Origin of the sequence: Klenkia terrae (assembly GCF_037083865.1) — a bacterium.
Classification (GTDB): Bacteria; Actinomycetota; Actinomycetes; order Mycobacteriales; family Geodermatophilaceae; genus Klenkia; species Klenkia terrae.
Window position 1 is genome coordinate 15168 of the sequence record NZ_JBAPLV010000035.1, and the last position, 16545, is coordinate 31712.

16 protein-coding genes are annotated in these 16545 nt (G+C 75.8%); 9 read left to right on the forward strand and 7 right to left on the reverse strand.

What is annotated here, in order from left to right:
- Positions 1 to 70: 70 nt before the first annotated feature.
- Complete coding sequence (locus tag UXQ13_RS21480) at positions 71 to 1444, reverse strand: reverse transcriptase family protein (RefSeq protein ID WP_336392926.1); 1374 nt, start codon at positions 1442 to 1444, stop codon at positions 71 to 73.
- Positions 1445 to 1664: 220 nt separating this feature from the next.
- Here UXQ13_RS21480 and UXQ13_RS21485 point away from each other — a divergent pair, with 220 nt between their 5' ends.
- Together UXQ13_RS21485 and UXQ13_RS21490 are read left to right on the forward strand one after the other, a co-directional pair.
- Positions 1665 to 2219 (forward strand): DUF1697 domain-containing protein, encoded by a 555-nt coding sequence (locus UXQ13_RS21485; protein WP_336392927.1) that lies wholly within the window; start codon positions 1665 to 1667, stop codon positions 2217 to 2219.
- A gap of 101 nt (positions 2220 to 2320) precedes the next feature.
- Positions 2321 to 2764: an ATP-binding protein gene (locus UXQ13_RS21490; RefSeq protein ID WP_225233806.1), complete on the forward strand. Its 444-nt coding sequence runs from the start codon at positions 2321 to 2323 to the stop codon at positions 2762 to 2764.
- Between the two features lie 13 nt (positions 2765 to 2777).
- On the opposite strand, the gene UXQ13_RS21495 is transcribed toward UXQ13_RS21490, so the two are convergent.
- The gene (locus UXQ13_RS21495; protein WP_336392928.1) at positions 2778 to 4589 is read right to left on the reverse strand and encodes a SpoIIE family protein phosphatase; all 1812 of its coding nucleotides are present in this window, start codon (positions 4587 to 4589) and stop codon (positions 2778 to 2780) included.
- Positions 4590 to 4660: 71 nt separating this feature from the next.
- Here UXQ13_RS21495 and UXQ13_RS21500 point away from each other — a divergent pair, with 71 nt between their 5' ends.
- A complete protein-coding gene (locus UXQ13_RS21500) occupies positions 4661 to 5050 on the forward strand; it encodes a rhodanese-like domain-containing protein (RefSeq protein WP_336392929.1) in 390 nt (129 codons plus the stop codon).
- 9 nt (positions 5051 to 5059) lie between these two features.
- The gene (locus UXQ13_RS21505) at positions 5060 to 5695 is read left to right on the forward strand and encodes a CG0192-related protein (protein ID WP_225233803.1); all 636 of its coding nucleotides are present in this window, start codon (positions 5060 to 5062) and stop codon (positions 5693 to 5695) included.
- Positions 5696 to 5784: 89 nt separating this feature from the next.
- On the opposite strand, the gene UXQ13_RS21510 is transcribed toward UXQ13_RS21505, so the two are convergent.
- Positions 5785 to 7617 (reverse strand): gamma-glutamyltransferase family protein, encoded by a 1833-nt coding sequence (locus UXQ13_RS21510; RefSeq protein WP_225233802.1) that lies wholly within the window; start codon positions 7615 to 7617, stop codon positions 5785 to 5787.
- A gap of 867 nt (positions 7618 to 8484) precedes the next feature.
- Positions 8485 to 8817: an ArsR/SmtB family transcription factor gene (locus tag UXQ13_RS21515; RefSeq protein WP_336392930.1), complete on the reverse strand. Its 333-nt coding sequence runs from the start codon at positions 8815 to 8817 to the stop codon at positions 8485 to 8487.
- 32 nt (positions 8818 to 8849) lie between these two features.
- Here UXQ13_RS21515 and UXQ13_RS21520 point away from each other — a divergent pair, with 32 nt between their 5' ends.
- Positions 8850 to 9794 (forward strand): nucleoside hydrolase, encoded by a 945-nt coding sequence (locus tag UXQ13_RS21520; RefSeq protein WP_336392931.1) that lies wholly within the window; start codon positions 8850 to 8852, stop codon positions 9792 to 9794.
- On the opposite strand, the gene UXQ13_RS21525 is transcribed toward UXQ13_RS21520, so the two are convergent.
- Together UXQ13_RS21525 and UXQ13_RS21530 are read right to left on the reverse strand one after the other, a co-directional pair.
- Positions 9782 to 10621 carry an alpha/beta fold hydrolase gene (locus UXQ13_RS21525; RefSeq protein ID WP_336392932.1) on the reverse strand — a complete coding sequence of 280 codons (840 nt, stop codon included), beginning with the start codon at positions 10619 to 10621 and terminating at the stop codon, positions 9782 to 9784. The genes UXQ13_RS21520 and UXQ13_RS21525 overlap by 13 nt on opposite strands.
- Positions 10618 to 12372 (reverse strand): PHA/PHB synthase family protein, encoded by a 1755-nt coding sequence (locus UXQ13_RS21530; protein ID WP_336392933.1) that lies wholly within the window; start codon positions 12370 to 12372, stop codon positions 10618 to 10620. Before UXQ13_RS21530 ends, UXQ13_RS21525 begins: the two co-directional genes overlap by 4 nt.
- 134 nt (positions 12373 to 12506) lie before the next feature.
- Here UXQ13_RS21530 and UXQ13_RS21535 point away from each other — a divergent pair, with 134 nt between their 5' ends.
- Entirely contained in the window at positions 12507 to 12782 is a 276-nt protein-coding gene (locus UXQ13_RS21535; protein ID WP_336392934.1) for a hypothetical protein, read from the forward strand.
- Between the two features lie 43 nt (positions 12783 to 12825).
- Entirely contained in the window at positions 12826 to 14283 is a 1458-nt protein-coding gene (locus UXQ13_RS21540) for an HNH endonuclease signature motif containing protein (protein WP_336392935.1), read from the forward strand.
- A 15-nt stretch (positions 14284 to 14298) separates the two neighbouring features.
- Here the strand turns inward: UXQ13_RS21540 and UXQ13_RS21545 are convergent, their stop codons facing one another.
- Positions 14299 to 15246 carry a hypothetical protein gene (locus UXQ13_RS21545; RefSeq protein WP_336392936.1) on the reverse strand — a complete coding sequence of 316 codons (948 nt, stop codon included), beginning with the start codon at positions 15244 to 15246 and terminating at the stop codon, positions 14299 to 14301.
- Positions 15247 to 15298: 52 nt separating this feature from the next.
- Here UXQ13_RS21545 and UXQ13_RS21550 point away from each other — a divergent pair, with 52 nt between their 5' ends.
- Both UXQ13_RS21550 and UXQ13_RS21555 read left to right on the forward strand, forming a co-directional pair.
- On the forward strand, positions 15299 to 15718 hold the full coding sequence (locus UXQ13_RS21550) for an STAS domain-containing protein (protein ID WP_225233795.1): 420 nt from the start codon (positions 15299 to 15301) through the stop codon (positions 15716 to 15718).
- An 8-nt stretch (positions 15719 to 15726) separates the two neighbouring features.
- Entirely contained in the window at positions 15727 to 16500 is a 774-nt protein-coding gene (locus UXQ13_RS21555; RefSeq protein ID WP_336392937.1) for an isocitrate lyase/PEP mutase family protein, read from the forward strand.
- Positions 16501 to 16545 lie beyond the last annotated feature (45 nt).

A 16545-nucleotide genomic window follows, 5' to 3' on the forward strand; every position in this document is an offset into this window, starting at 1 on the left:
CCCTGGCTCCCGCCGGTGCCCGGTGCACCGGCGACGGTGCCGAGACTGACGGGTCCGCGTCACAGCCAGGTCACAGGTCCGTGTCGGGCTCCGCGAAGTCGACGGCGGCCAGCAGGGCGGCCAGGCGCTCCCCGCGGACGGGGTGCACCTGGGTCACCCAGGCCACCCGGCCGGCCAGCTCCCGGCGCAGGGCCTGCCGGTCGCCGTCCACCGCCGCGAGGTCGGCCGCCGACGGGCCGCGGCGGACGGCGTTGGTCAGCCGGGCCCGGAGCGCGTCGAGCTCGGCGCGGGGCAGCGAGGGGCGCTCGTTGACCACGACGCCGGTGACCGCCTGGCGGGCGCCGCGCCCGCGCACCCGGGTCTTGGCCGGCTGCAGCGCGAACCCCTCGTCGGCGACGACGACCGCCACCCGGTGCCGCAGCGCGGCGGTGCCGCGCCGGCCGGAGAAGGTCAGGTCGTCGGCGTAGCGGGTGTAGACCGCGCCCGCCGCCGCGGCCAGCCCGGCCAGCCGCCGGTCCAGCCGGTGGGCGGCCAGGTTGGCCAGCTGCGGGGACGTCGGCGCCCCCTGCGGCAGGTGCGGGGTGGCCAGCGCGGCCCGGACGTGGGCACGGGCGCCCTCGCTGCCGCCCGGCGGCATGGTCGCCAGGTCGTCCCGGGTGGCCGAGGTGGTGCACAGCCCGGTCAGCAGGGAGGCCACCGGCTCGGGGTAGCCGGCCGAGCGCAGCGTCGCCCACACCCGGCCGGCGCGGACCGTGGCGAAGAACGCCGCCAGGTCCAGGGTGAGCAGCTCCTCGGCACCCACGTGCTGCCGCGCCCCGGTCAGGGCGGAGCGGCCGGCGACGAACCCGTGCGCGGCGGGGTGCGGCGGGATCGGGGCGAGCACCCGGTCCAGCAGCACCCGCTGCACCGCGCGCAGCCGCGGGGTCGGCACCTCCAGCAGGCGGGGCACCCGGCCCGGGCGGGGCAGCCACCGGCGGCGGTAGAGCTGCAGGTGACCGGCCGGCTCGGTGCGCTGGCGACCCTGCGGGTCGGCGTACCAGGAGAGGTGGTCGAGGTCGGTGCCCAGCATCTCGGCGACGTCGGCCAGGTCGTGCAGCGGGTGCACCGGCCAGCGGGCGCGACCCATCCGGGTGGTGGTCGGCAACCAGGCCCGCACCCGGGGCTCGGCGGGACGGGGCAGCGGCTCGCCGTCGTCGTCGAGCCGGGGCCGGGCGTCGAGCAACTCCTCCCGCACGCCGAGGAGGAACCCGGCCAGCTCCCGCGGAGCGTCCCGCGGCGGCTCCCGGTGGGCCGCGACCGCGGCGGCCGCCACGGCGGGCAGCCAGTCCGGCGCCGGGTCCAGCACCACCCGGCCCTGCTCGACCAGCGCCGGCGCGGACCACTCCGGGGAGCCCAGGAACGCGGCGGCCAGCGCGCGGGCGGTGCGGGTGCCGGGTGGTTTCACGTGGATCGTGCGGTGGCGCGGGTCGACCGGTCCCGTCGTCCCGACGCTGAGCTGCGCGGAGCGCTGCGTCGCGCCGGAGGCGTGGTGGTGGAGGCTGCGTGCGGTCCCCGGGGCATCCCCGGAGCTGCCGGCCCGACCTGCGGCACGGCGTCCTCGAGCCCGCGCCACCGCATGCCGGCCACCTTCCCAGACCCGTCCGCCGGGCTCTACCTTCTGCGGCGTGGCCCGATCCGTCGTCCTGCTCCGCGGCATCAACGTCGGCCGGGCCAAGCGGATCGGCATGGGCCCGCTGCGGGAGGCGCTCACCGCCCGCGGGTACACCGACGTCGCCACGCACCTGCAGAGCGGCAACGTCGTGCTGACCACCGACCTCGTCGAGGACGAGCTGGCCGCCGACGTGCACGCCTGCATCCAGGCCGACTTCGGGCACGACGTGGCGGTCGCCGTCCGGTCCGCCGCCGAGGTGGCCGCCGTCGTGGACAGCGGCCCGGTCGCGCTGCCCGACGGCGCCGACCTGGACCCGGCCCGCTACCTGGTCACGTTCCTGCCCGCCGTCCCCGACCCGGCCGCGGTGTCCGCGGTCCCGGTGGCCGGGCCCGGGGAGGGCGCCTGGGCGCTGCGGGGACGCGACCTGCACCTGTGGCTCCCCGACGGCGTCCTGGACACCCCGGTCGGCAGCTGGCGGTGGGACCGCCTGCTCGGCGCGCCGGGCACCGGTCGCAACTGGACGACGGTCACCCGGGTCGCGGAGCTGGCCGGACGCCCCGGGGGGTGAGGTCGGGGGCACCCCGGAGGTGCCCCCACCAGGTCGTCGTGGTCGACTGTCGGGGTCCGGGCCGTCCCCGGCGCCCCGCGACGACGACGAGAGGGACCCGCGTGGACCGCGACACGGCGAGCCCGGTGTGGCCGTCCGTCGCACCCCCGGACGCCCCACCGGGGTGGATGTGGCCGCTGGCCCGGGTCTCCGAGCTCCCCCGCGTCCGGGCCCAGCTGCGCCGTCACCTGACCGCCGAGCTGGGCGACGACCTCTCCGCCGAGGACGCCGAGCTGGTCGACCGGGTCGTGCTCGCCTTCGACGAGATGGCCTCCAACGCCCTGCGGCACGGCGGGGCCGACGTCACCGCCCGGGTCGCCCCGCACCGGCGCTCCTGGCTGGTGGAGGTCTGCGACTCCGCGCCCGTCCGACCGCCGACGCCGGCCATCGGGCGGGACCCCAGCAAGGGCGGGCTGGGGCTGTACCTGATCGCCGAGATGTCCACCGCGCACGGCTGGCACACCCACGGCGCCGCCAAGAGCGTCTGGGCCCTGCTCCCCCGCTGAGCCCCGGCCGGCCTCAGTCCAGCCGCAGCGCGACCAGCGCGACGTCGTCCTCGGAGTCCTCCGGGCGCAGCCGGGCCACGACCGCGTCGCAGAACGCCTCCAGCGCCTCCCGGCCCGGACCCACCGGGCCGAGCTCGGCGAGCAGGCCGGTCAGCCGGGGCAACCCGTCGTCCAACGGCATCTGCCGGCTCTCGACCAGGCCGTCGGTGTAGAGCAGCACGGTGGCGCCGGGCTGGACCACCAGCTCGTGCTCGGTGCGCGGTGCCCGGTCGTCGACGCCCAGCATCAGGTCGGCCCGCGCGGTGGCCAGCTCCTGGACCGTGCCGTCGGGCCGCAGCACCATGATCGGCGGGTGCCCGGCGTTGGACCAGCGCACCCGGGTGCCCCCGGCCTCGCCGGCCGGCTCCAGGCGGGCGATGGCCGCGGTGCCCATCGTGTCCACCTGCAGGCCGGTGATCGCCCGGTCCAGGTCGGCCAGGACCGCCGCCGGACCCCACCCCGACCGGTGCGCGATGCCGCGCAGCAGCCCGCGCAGCTGACCCATGGCGGCGGCGGCCTCCGTGTCGTGGCCGACGACGTCGCCGATCACCACCATCGTGCCGCCGTCGGGCTGGCGGAAGGCGTCGTACCAGTCACCGCCGACCTGCGCGGCCTCCGCGGCCGGCAGGTAACGGACGGCGATCCGGGCCCCCGGCGTGGCCGGCGGGGCGGTGAGCAGGCTCAGCTGCAGCTCCTCGGCGATCCGCCGCTGCTGCTCGTACAGTCGCACGCTGTCCAGGGCGAGGGCGGCCCGGTCGGCCACCTCCCGGCCGGCCGCGAGGTCCTCGTCGTCCATCGGCGGGCGGTCGGCACCGCGGTGCACCGACAGCGCACCCACCGACCGGCCCCGCGCCACCAGCGGGAACGTCACCCCGGACACCGCGTCGGCGGGGACCTCGCCGGTCGTGCAGGTCGCGGAGTCGCCGAGCACGGGAACCACGGCCCGGGCCAGCTGGTCGAGGGCCAGGGCCGGGGTGAGGTCGCCGGCCAGCATGGCGCCGAACCCGGAGGTCACCTCGGCGATCATCGCCAGCCGGGCCGCGCTGCGGACCACCTGGTCCTGCGCCCGGCGGCGCTCGGTGACGTCGAGGAAGTACACGCTGAGGCCGTCGGGGCCCGGCCACGCGCGCACCTCGAACCAGGCGTCCAGCGGCGGCGGGTAGTAGGCGTCGAACACCACCGGCTGACCGGTCTCGGCCGCCCGCCGGTAGTGCAGCTCGAAGTCGCTGCCGACCGCGAGCGGGAACAGCTCCCACACCACCCCGCCGAGCATCTCGTCGCGGCCGCGGCCGAGCACCCGCTCGGCCTCGGCGTTGACGTAGCTGAACCGCCAGTCGGCGTCGAGGGAGAAGAAGGCCGCCGACATCGACTCGAGCACCCGGGAGACGCGCGCCTCGGCGTCCCGCTCGCGGGTGGTGTCGTAGGCGACGCCGAGCACCCGGGCGGTGCGACCGGTCTCGTCGGCCACCGCCCGACCACGGCCGACCACCCAGCGGGTGCGCCCGTCGGGCAGCTGCACCCGGTACTCGACGTCGAGCACCCCGACGGTGTCGATGGTCTGCTGCAGCGCGTCGGCCACCCGGGGGACGTCATCGGGGTGCAGCCGGGCGTTGAAGTCCGCGAGCGACTCGCCGAAGGAACCTCGCTCGTACCCGAACATCTCGACGAGGCGGTCGTCCCACACCAGGCGTCCGGAGGCCAGGTCCCAGTCGAAGCTGCCGATGCCGGCGGCTTCTGCCGCCAACTCCTGCACCAGAGCCGTCATCGGCAGATCGCGGCCCTCCATGCCTCCGATCATGCCTGTCCCCACCGACAACCGTCGACCACGACGGGCAGGATGGGCGCGTGGGGCACGGGGTGGACAGCGTCTTGGCCGGGGCCCGGGTGGGGCTCACCCGCTACGACCCGGCGGGCACGGCGGCCGCCCTGGACCGCGGTGCGCTCGTCGTCGACACCCGGACGGAGACCCAGCGCGCCGAGCAGGGCGAGCTGCCCGGCGCCCTGGTCATCGACCGGACCGTGCTGGAGTGGCGGCTGGACCCCACCTCGGGCAGCCGGATCCCCGAGGCCACCGGGTGGGACGTCGAGGTCGTCGTGGTCTGCCATGAGGGCTACAGCTCCAGCCTGGCCGCGGCCAGCTTGCGGGCGGTGGGCCTGCACCGGGCCGGGGACCTCGCCGGTGGGTTCGCCGCCTGGCGGGACGCCGGGTTCCCGGTCGGCCGCGGCCCGGCCGACGTCCGGCGCTAGCGTCCCCGCATGGCCACCATCCACCCCAGCGCCACCCTCGTCCCCGGCAAGCTGGAGCTGCTTCAGGCCTGGGTGCCCACCCAGCCCTGGGCGGAGGGCCTGGACACCTCCGCCCTGGAGCAGGTGGGCGCCTACCGGTTCGACGACCCGGCCGGCGAGGTGGGCACCGAGACCTTCCTGCTGCGCACCGGCGACGGCACGGTGCTGCAGGTGCCGCTCACCTACCGCGCGCAGCCGCTGGACGGCGCCGAGCTGGTCGGGACGACGCAGCACTCCGTGCTGGGCACCCGCTACGTCCACGACGGCCCGGCCGACCCGGTGTACGCCGCCGCCCTCGCCGCGGCCCTGCTCACCGGCACCCCGCAGGCCGAGCTGGAGCTGCAGACCCCGGGCGGCCCCGTCGTCCGGGAGCCCACTGCCCGGGTGCACGTCGACGGCGCGCTGGGCACCGTCGGCCCGCCGCCGTCGGACGCCGAGGTCGCCGTCAGCACGGTCGGGACGACGACGGTGCTGGCCACCGGCGCCGCGGACCTGGTGCTGCTGCGGGTGCTGGGCGGCGCGGAGGAGGGCTCCGTGGGCGGTTCGGTGCTGCGCGGCACCTGGACCGGCCAGGACACCCCGGTCCTCCTCGCCCTCGCCCGCTGACCCCCGCGCGCCGGATGTGACACGTCGTCGGGTCCTGGCCCCCGGACACCGCGACGAGTCACATCGAGCAGGAACCCCGGGGCCGCGGCTCAGCGGCCGACGGCGTAGCCCTGCATGCCGCGCGGGTTGGCGGCCGCGCGGAGCAGCCCGGAGGTCGGGTCGGCGCTGACCGCCGACAGCCGGCCCAGCGACCACGGGTCGGCGACGACGACGGTGTGGCCGCGGCGGCGCAGGTCGGCGATCACCGACTCCCCCACCCGGGACTCCACGACCACCTCGCCCACGTTGGTCTCGCGCGGGTAGAACGACGACGGGAACGCGGTGGTGTGCCAGGCCGGGGCGTCGATCGCGGCCTGCAGGTCCAGCCCGCGGTGGGTGTGCGCCAGCCAGAAGCACAGCTGCCACTGCTCCTGCTGGTCCCCGCCGGGGGTGCCGAAGGCCAGCCAGCGGCCGGTCTCGCGCTCGCGGGCCAGCGTCGGGGTCAGCGTGGTGCGCGGCCGCTTGCGCGGGGCGAGGGAGTTGGGCAGGTCCCGGTCCAGCCAGAACATCTGGGCCCGGGTGCCGAGCGGGAAGCCCAGCTCGGGGATGACCGGGGAGCTCTGCAGCCAGCCGCCGGACGGGGTGGCAGAGACGATGTTGCCCCAGCGGTCGACGACGTCGACGTGGCAGGTGTCGCCGCGGGTGGTGCCGTCGGGCTCGGTGATGTGCTCGCCGGTGCGGGCCACGGTGGGCTCACCGACGCCGGCGCCGGTGCTGTAGGTCCCGGACGGATCCGTCACGTGCCGGGGCAGCCGGGGCGGGCGCCCGTCGGGTGACCCGGGCCGCAGCTCCAGGCTTGCGGTGTCACCGACGAGCGCCCGCCGCTCGGTTGCGTACCGAGGGGAGAGCAGGTCCTGCAGTGGTACGTCGGGCACGTCCCCGTACCAGGCCTCGCGGTCGCCCATGGCCAGCTTGACCGCCTCGACGGTGGCGTGGACGACCTCGGCCTGTGGTGCCTGCTGACCAGCTCCTGCGCCCGGTGCCAGCGCCGGGAGTCCGTCCAGCATCGCCATCGCCTGGAGCAGTGCCGGTCCCTGGGACCACGGCCCGGCCTTCGAGACGTCCCACCCTCGCCAGTCGGTCGTGACCGGGGACTCGTACGTCGGCTGCCAGCTGGCGAGGTCGTGCCCGGTGAGGAAGCCCGCGTGGTCACGACCGGAGTCGTCACGCACGGGGCGCCGGGAGAACACGTCGATCGCATCGGCGACGAATCCGGAGTACCAGGCCGCGAGCGCCGCATCGATGCCCGCCTCCCGGGAGGGTCCGCGCGCTGCGTCGAGCAGCCGGCGGTAGGTGGAGGCGAGGACAGGGTTGCGGAACAGGCGACCGGCGACCGGAGGAGCTCCGTCGGCGGCGAGCCAGGTGGCGGCCGAGGTCGGCCAGTGGGTGGTGAAGTGCTCGGAGACCGAGTCGACGGTCGCTGCCACCCGCGGGGAGAGGGGGTGGCCGGTCTCGGCGTACTCGACGGCGAAGCGGAGGACGGCGTCCAGCGGCAGGCTGCCGTGGTCGCGGAGCAGGGTCAGCCAGGCACCGACGGCACCGGGGACGGTGGCCGCGAGCAGGCCCGTACCGGGGACCAGCTCGAGACCGAGTGCCTCGAATCCTTCGATGGTGGCTGCGGCCGGGGCGACCCCCTGGCCCGAGAGCACGGCGGCCCGGCCCGCGAACCCACCGCTCCCGCCGCGGGCGAAGACGATCGGGACCTCGCCACCGGGCCCGTTGAGGTGCGGCTCGACGACGTGGAGCACGAAGCCTGCGGCGACGGCGGCGTCGAACGCGTTCCCGCCGGCCTCGAGGGTCGCCATCCCGGCCGAGCTGGCGAGCCAGTGCGTCGAGGCGACCATGCCGAAGGTGCCGGTGAGCTCGGGACGGGTCGTGAACACCTGGCCAACCTACGGACCCCGCTGCTGGGTCGCAGCGTGCCCGAGGAGCCCGACGTCCAGGCGACGCCCCGCACCACCGCACGACGCCGCGCCCGGACCGCAGGGCGGGACGCCGGGACCGGCCCGGGGACGACGGCGGGGACGAGCAGGCGGGCCGAGCCGGCCGGTCGGACCGGGGACGGCCGCGGCAGCTCACGCATCGGGGCCGGGTCGTCGTCGTCCGGCGCGCGGTGCCGGGCGACCGGGACCGCGACGGGGCGGACGGCGGGCCGGCCCCAGGCGAGGTTCTCGCCACCGGGCCCGGCGCCCCAGGAACCCAGCGCGCGGTAGGCGGCGCGGATCCAGGCCACCAGCCGCACCAGGGTCAGCACGGGGGCCGGCGACCGGCGGGCCACCGGGGCCGGGACGAGCCGGGCCACCGGGAAGGCCTGGTGGGTGGCGACGGCGCGCTGGGCCAGCGCGACGCGCTCGGCCGACGTGAGCCGGGACAGCGGGGTCGTCGACGGGGCGCGGACGGCGGCGTCGGCGGCCCGGAGCCGAGCTGCGCTGCTGGGCCTGATGACCGGGTACTGCAGCGTGTCGGTCACGGGTTTCTCCTTCCTCGCTCGGAGCGGGGCCGCAGCCGGGTGCAGCTGCGGACAAGGAGAAGAGTGACCCGTGGGACGGGCGGGACGACGCCGCGCGGACACGCACCGGGACGCGCGTGACCGAACCGTTGTGCACGCCGTCCACCCGGCCGGTGACCGGCCTCCGGGACGGGCCACAAGTCGACCTGCAGCGGCGTTTACGCAGGTGGACTTCCGGAACGGAGTCGGTGACCTCGCGCCGCGCCGCGTGGGGCGGGCGTGTCGGGTGTGACGGGGGAGGTCAGTGCCGGACGGCGCGGGGGTCCGCGCCGACCGAGCGCAGCGCCTGGACCAGCAGCGCACCCAGCGGCCCCTCGGCCACCGTGTAGTAGACGTACGTGCCCTCGCGGCGGCCCTGGACCAGCCCGGCCAGCCGCAGCTTGGACAGGTGCTGGCTCACCGCTGTCGGCGAGGTGCCGGCCAGCTCGGCGAGGCAGGCCACGTTGGACTCGCCCTGGGCCAGCGCCCACAGCACGGAGAACCGGGTGGGGTCCGAGAGCATGCGCAGCAGGTCGGTCGCGGCCCGGACCTGGGCAGGGTCGGGCATCGCGAAGTCGTCGATGCCCTGGTGCACACCCGGGATGCTAGTGCGGCAGGCTGCGCGGTGTGGCCTCCCGCATCCCCCTCGTGATCGACACCGACCCCGGCATCGACGACGCCCTGGCGATCCTGCTGGCGCTGGCCAGCCCGGAGGTGGACCTGCAGCTGGTCACCGCGGTGCACGGCAACGTCGGCCTGGCGCAGACCACGGAGAACGCGCTGCGGGTGCTGCACCTGGCCGGCCGCTCCGACGTCCCGGTCGCCGCCGGTGCCGCCGGGCCGCTGGTGCACCCGATCCCCGAGCGGGCCGGCCACGTGCACGGCGCCGCCGGGCTGGGCGGGGTCGAGCTGCCCGCCTCCCCCGCCCCGCTGGACCCGCGACCGGCCGTCGTGGCGCTGGCCGAGCTGCTGCTGGCCCACGACCCGGGCACCGTGACCGTCGCCCCGATCGGCCCGCTGACCAACATCGCGCTGCTGCTGCACGTGTTCCCCGAGGCCGCGGCCCGCATCGGCCGGGTGGTCTGGATGGGCGGCTCGGCCACCCGCGGCGGCAACGTCACCGCGGCCGCCGAGTTCAACGCCTGGGCCGACCCGGAGGCGGCCGCCGCGGTGCTCGGCTCCGGCCTGCCGGTGACGATGGTCGGCCTGGACGTCACCCTGCCGACCGTGCTCACCGAGACCGGGATCGCCCGCTTCCGCGAGGGCGGCGGCCACGTCGGCGCCACCGCCGCCGGCGTGCTCCGCCAGTACGTGGACGCCGCCCGCGACCGCTACGGCATCGACGGCGTGGTGGTGCACGACGCGTTGGCGCTCACCGAGGCGATCGTCCCGGGCACGCTGACCACGGTGCGCCGCGACGTCGTCGTCGGCACCACGCTCGGCGCGGCCCGCGGCCAGACGCTGGTCGACCGCCGGTCGGTGGCCGAGCACGGGGTCGAGGTCGCCGAAGCCGTCGACAGCGCGGCCGCGGTGGAGTTCCTGGTCAGCCGGCTGGAGACCTACGGCGCCTGATCGGCGTCCGAGCTCTGCTGATCCAAGAACGTCTCGACCACGCCGGCCATCGCGTCGGCGTGGGTGAAGAGGAACAGGTGCCCCCCGCCGCGGACGACGTGCAGCCGGCCCCGCGGCAGCCGCGCGGCGATCAGCCGGGCGTTGGCCAGCGGGATGATCGGGTCGTCGTCCCCGGCCAGCACCAGGGTCGGCATCTCCAGCCGGTGCAGCCACGGCAGGCTGGACCACCGGCGCAGCGCGGCGATCTGGCACAGGTAGCCGTAGGGCGTGGGCGGGTGGGCCGAGCGCTGCGCGGCGTGCTCGCCGAGCAGGTCGGGGTGGTCCTGGATCCCGCCGCCGTACAGCGTCGGGGCCACCCGGGTCAGGTAGCCCGGTGAGTAGTAGCGCATCGGCGAGGCCAGGATGCTGATCGCCGCCGGCCGCCCGGGCAACGAGACCCAGCCGGGGGTGGTGCCGGCCAGGACCAGCCGCCGGACGACGTCCGGGTGCCTCCGGGCGAGCTCCTGGACCAGCGCGCCGCCCCAGGACAGGCCCAGCACGTCCACCCGCTCGTGCCCGACCGCGCGGACCAGCTCGGCGACCACCCCGGCCAGCCGGCGCAGCGTCGGCGGGTAGTGCGGCGTGGAGCTGCCGCCCACGCCCGGGGCGTCGAAGGTGATCGTCTCCCGGTCGGCGAGGTGCTCGCGGAAGGTGTCGAACAGGTCGCCGGTCGCGCCGATGCCGTTGACCAGCAGCAGCGGGTGCCCGGCCCCGGCGTGGTCGACCCGGACCCGCAGCGAGAACCCGCCGACGTCCAGCTGCTGCGGTGCCGCGGTGCCCGCCGTCATGCGTGGCCGCCGCGGACGTAGCTGCCCGGCGCGTCCAGCGTGGCCGGGTGCGCGGTGCTGCCGAGGGTCTTCTTCGCCTTCCGCTTCGGCCCGCTGCGCGGCTCGAGCCACTCCACCCAGTGGTCCCACCAGGAGCCCTGGTGCTCGGTGGCCTGCTCCAGCCACTCGTCGGCGCTCGGGGCGGCCGCGCCCTCGGGGACGGGGTCCGTCGTCCGGTAGGAGCCCTTCGGGTTGCCCGAGGGGTTGATCAGCGCCTGGATGTGGCCCTGGCTGCTGAGCACGAACTGCACGTCGCCGCCGAGCAGGTCGACCGTGGGGTAGCAGGCGCGCCACGGGCAGATGTGGTCGGTGACCGCGCCGACGACGTAGGCGTCGGCGGTCACCCGGCCCAGGTCCACCGCGGTGCCCAGCACCCGCAGCTCGCCGGGGTGGGTCAGCGCGTTGCTCTGCGCCATGTCCATGAAGTCCCCGTGCAGGCCGGCGGGCAGGTCGACCGCGTCGGCGTTCCAGGCCAGCACGTCGAAGGCCGGCGGGTTCTTGCCCATCAGGTAGTTGTTGACCCAGTAGTTCCAGACCAGGTCGTTGGGCCGCAGCCAGGCGAAGACCCGGGCCAGCTCCCGGCCGCTGAGCACGCCGTCCGAGCGGCTCTTGCGGCCCGCGGCGGCCACCACCGGCCCGGAGATGAACGTGCCCACCTGCGAGGGCACCTCGAAGTCGATCAGGGTGACCAGGAACGTCACGCTGGCGAACCGGTCGTCGCCGGCGGTGGCCAGGTGGCCCAGCAGCCCGGCGCCGGTGATCCCGCCGGCGCAGACGCCGAGCATGTTCATGTCCGGGGACCCGGTGATGTCCCGGACGACGTCCGAGGCCTCCAGGGCCGTCCGGGCGTAGGAGTCGTAGTCCCACGCCGCGTCGGCCGAGGTCGGGTTGGCCCAGCTGAGCATGAAGACCTGGTGGCCATGGCTGACCAGGTGCTCGACCATGCTGCGGCCCGGGGCCAGGTCCAGCACGTAGTACTTGTTGATCTGCGGCGGCAGCACCAGCATCGGCCGGGCGTGCACCTGCGGCGTGGTCGGCTCGTACTGGATCAGCTCGGCGATCTCGTTGGACCAGACCACCTTGCCGGGGGTGGCCGCGATCGTCTCGCCGATCACGAACGGCCGGCTGTCCACCATCGAGGGCATGCCGCCGTTGGCCTTGATGTCGTGCAGCGCGTGCCGGGCGCCGTCGACCAGGCTGCGGCCGCGGGTCTCGCGGGCCCGCCTCAGCGCGGCCGGGTTGCCCAGCAGGGTGTTCGTCGGCGCCACGGCCTCGGTGAGCAGCCGGAGCAGGAACTGGGCGCGCAGCTTGCTCTTCTCGTCGAGCTCCAGGTCGTCGACGACGCCGAGCACGGCCCGGTTCCAGGCCAGGTAGGACTGGCCCAGCCGCTTGTAGACCGGGTTCTCCTGCCAGGCCGGGTCCTTGAAGCGGCCGTCCTTCCGGTCGGGCTCGATCCCCGAGGTGCCCACGGCGACCCGGGCGAGCTGGGCGGTCAGGTCCACCCCGCGGCGGGTGAGCGCACGGGGCTGCCGGACGACGGTGCCGACCAGCCGGCGCGCGGCGGCGATGCCCTGGGTGGGGCTCAGCGCGACCGGCAGCACCCCGGTCAGCGCCTCGATCGCGGCCTCGACGAGCTCGAGGTCGGACTGCTGCTCCGCCGGCTCGGCGACGGTGGTGGAGTCCGGTGCGGTCCGGTCCTCGGTCTGGGTCATGCGGAGTCTCCCGACCTCGTGCAGCACCGGGCCCGGACGGCCGTGTGCTGCCGGTCACATCCTGCCCCGGGGGTGCCGCACCCGCGCGGCCGGGCAGCGCTCCCGTCTGCGCCTCGACAGGTGATGATCACCAGGTGGACAACGAGCCCTTCTTCCACGGCACGGCCGCGGCCCTGCGCCCGGGCGACCACCTCGTCGCCGGGCTGGTCGTCCGCGAGGTCGAGGGCTGGACGCGGCTGACCCCCGAGGCGCTGGCGGCCTGGCGGACCCGGCTCGCTGCGCTGCGCACGGATCCGAGCGCCAAGATCGTGGACCGACACCCGCCAATCCGGTCGTCCACTCGTGGCGGATCGGTGCCCGGTCAGCGCTCTGAACTGCACCTTCGTCTTGTCGACCGCTCGCCGAGCTAGTAAAGTATCGAACAGGTGTTCGACTACGGAGAGGGGACGAGCCTTGGGACTCGACGATGGTGTCGACCCCTTCCCCGACACCGGCATGTTCGGCACCGCCACGTTCTCCGAGGCCGTCTCCGAGGCGTGGGCGGCGCTGGACGCCGAGGTGGCGGCGACCCGGGAAGCCGAACGCGAGGACGCGCCGGCCAGGGCAGCTGTCGACAAGGCTGTCCGCACCGCGGAGCGGGAGGCCGCGCGGCAGCTGTCGATGACCGTCCCCGACGAGATCGCAGCGGTGCTGGCCGGTGCGCTCGGACTGGTCGATGCCGATGCGCCCCTGGGTGGGCCGGGTGTGGTCGCCCCGACGTTGCTGGCGCGGGTGCGCGGGCTGGCGCAGCTGGTCAACGTGGTGGACACCGCCCTCGCCCACGCCGTCCGCGCAGCGGAGAACGCGCAGGCTGCGGAGTTCGACGGGCACAAGACGATGCGGTCCTGGCTGCCCGGCCACCTCAACGTGTCCCCGGCGACCGCACGCCGGGTCGTGCGGGCCGGGCGCACCCTGGAGCAGCTGCCGCGTTGGGACGCCGCCGCCGGCGAGGGCCGGGTGACCCCCGACCAGACCGCGACCGTGGCCAAGGTGGCGACCCCCGCCCGACTGGCCACTGCTGCCGACCTGGGTGTGGACCTGCACGGCGACGAAGGCCTGGATGCCGCCCTGCTCGGCTGCGCGATCGGTCCCACGCCCGATGCACTGACGTCGATGGTCAAGCGGGCCCTGGACTGGATCGACCCCGACGGCCCCGAACCCGACCCCACGAAGAAGCGCGAACTGCACCTGACCCCGGACGCCGACGGCGGCGGTGGCAGCATCCACGGCCGGCTGGACGCCGTGGGGTTCGAGAAGGTCACCACGGCGCTGACGGCCCACCAGCAAGCCGGCCGGATCGCCGGCGACGACCGCTCCCACGCCCAGCAGATGGGCGACGCCCTCGTCCAGCTCGCCGACAACGCCCTCGCTGCAGCGACGACTCCGATGCTGCGCACCAACCACGCCCACATCGCAGCCACCATCAGCGCCGAGGACCTGCTCGACCACCAGACCGTCACCGGCGCCGCCCGCTTGGGCTCCGGCCAGACCGTGCCCAACACCGTCGTCCAGCAGATCGCCTGCGACTCGATCATCACCCGGGTGCTCTTCGGCCCCGACGGGATGCCGTTGAACATCGGCCGCGCCCAACGCCTGGTCCCCGCCCATATCCGCAGGGCCGCCGAGGCCCGCGACGGCGGGTGCGTGTTCGCCGGCTGCCCGGCCCCGACCTGGTGGTGCGACGCCCACCACGTCCTGGAATGGCTCGCCGACCACGGCGACACCAGCGTGGAGAACACCGCCCTGCTGTGCGAACGACACCACACCAAGGTCCACCACGGCTACGCCGTGGAATGGGACCCCGTCCAGGGACGATGGCGCACCCACCGCGAGGACGGCACCGAGATCATCACCGGCTACCCACCTCGGTAGGTGGGGTGCTGCCGGTCAGCTGAGGGCGTCGACCTGCTGCTGGGCGGCGTCCCGCTCGGCCTCGGCGCGCTGCAGGTCCTCGTCGGCCGCGGTGCGGTCGGCCTCGGCCTGCTCGGCCTCGCGGTCGGCGGTGGTGGCCTCGTCGGCCGCCTGCTCGGCCCGCTCCCGGGCCTGGGCCAGGGCCGTCTCCAGCTCCTCCACCCGCCCGTCGGCGTCCTCGCGGGCCCGGCGGGCAGCGTCCACGGCCTGGGCCGCCTCCTTCGCCGCCGTCGCGGCCTGCTCGGCCTCGCCCGCCGCCTCGTCCACCGCGGACCGGGCCGACCGCAGCTCGGCCCGGGCGGTCCGCAGCTGCTCCTCGGCCTCCCGGCGCGCGGCCCGCTCGGCCTTGGCGGTGCGGGCGGCGTCCAGGTCCACCGGCGGCGGGGGCGGTGCGGCCGGCGCGGACGGCGCGGACGGACGGCGGGGCGGGCGACCGGTGGGCGCGACGGGCTCCGGCGTCCCCAGGCCGTTGTAGGTGAGCGCCCCGGTCAGCCGGCCCTCGAGCACCTGCTCGGCGGCCGACGGGTCGGCCACGGCGGCCTTGAGGGTCTCCTCCACCTGCACGACGACCTGGTCGCTCACCGGGTGCCCGGCGCGGCGGGCCAGCTTGGCGGCCTCCCGCGCGACCGCCCGGACCACCTGCCGGCGCTGCTTGTCCAGCGCGCGCAGCTGGTCGGGGTCCAGGTCGTCCTGGGCGCGGCGGAGCAGGTCGCCGAGCTCGACGAGCTCCTGCACCTGGTCGCCGGACTCGCGCACCAGCAGGTTGACCGTCCAGGCGGCCAGCGTCGGCTTGCCCAGCTCGCCCAGCCGGCGGGCCAGGCCCTTGTCGGTGCGCTTGGCCTGCGCGACCGCGTCGGTGCGGGCGCCGATGAAGTCCGCGGGCAGCGCGGCGTAGAGCCCGTCGGCGACCTCGTCGAAGTCCACCTCCCCAGCCTAGGGAGACCCGGCGGAGGTTTGTCCGACCGCCGTCCTGATCATGAGCTGGGGCATGGAGACCGTGCACGGTCACGCGGGGGACCACGACGCGTTCACGCTGACCACCGAGGACGCCGGGGACGGCGAGGTGGTGGCCCGGGTGGCCGGGACGCTGGACTCCGCGCACGGGCCCGCCCTGCACCAGGCGCTGCTGGGGGCCCTGCGGCAGGCGCCCGAACGCCTGGTCGTGGACCTGTCCGGCGTGTCCTTCTTCGGCTCGGCCGGGGTGACCGCGCTGGTGTGGCTCAGCCAGCACCCCGAGGCCGCCGGCAAGCGGGTGCGCGTGGTGGCCACGAGCCGGGTGGTCACCGGACCGCTGGAGCTGACCGGTCTGCTGCAGCGGCTGGACGTGTCGGGGATGCCGGTGGAGTCCCGTCCGCCCGAGGACCCGACCGGGCCGGCGGTGCCGCCGTCGGTTTGACTGCGGCCATGAGCAACCGCGAGAAGGCCGAGACCCTGCTCCGCCTGCACACCGCCCCCGAGCTGCTGACAGTGGTGAACGTGTGGGACGTGATCACCGCGACCGTCGTGGCCGGCCTGCCCGCCACGAAGGCGCTGGCCACCGCCAGCCACTCGATCGCGGCGTCCTACGGCTACGCCGACGGGGAGAACATCCCGGTCGACACCATGATCGAGGCCGTGGGCCGGATCGCGGCGGCCGTGGAGGTGCCGGTGTCGGCGGACCTGGAGGCCGGCTACGGCGACGCCGGGGAGACGGTGCGCAAGGCGATCGGCGTCGGCGTGGTCGGGGCCAACCTCGAGGACCAGATGAAGCCGCTGGACCAGGCCGTGGCCGCCGTGGCCGCCGCGGTCGCCGCCGGCGAGGCCGAGGGCGTGCCGTTCGTGCTGAACGCCCGCACCGACGCCTTCGTCAAGGCCGGCGACCGCCCCAGGGCCGATGTCCTCGCCGACGCGGTCGAGCGCGGGAAGGCGTTCCTGGAGGCCGGCGCGGCCTGCGTGTTCGTGCCGGGCCTGCTCGACGAGCCGACCGTGGTGAAGCTGGTGGAGGGCATCGGCGAGCGCCGGGTGTCGGTGATCAACGTGCCCGGCTCGCTGCCGCAGGACCGGCTGGCCCAGCTCGGCGTCGCCCGGGTCTCGTTCGGCCCGTGGACCCAGCGGCTCGCGCTGACCGCCTTCGCCGACTTCGCGCTGTCGGCCACCCGCGGCGGCAACCTCCCGGCCGGCATCCGCCCCCTGAACTGACCTCCCCACCCACCCACCCATCCGGCGGTGATCATGGGGTTGTGG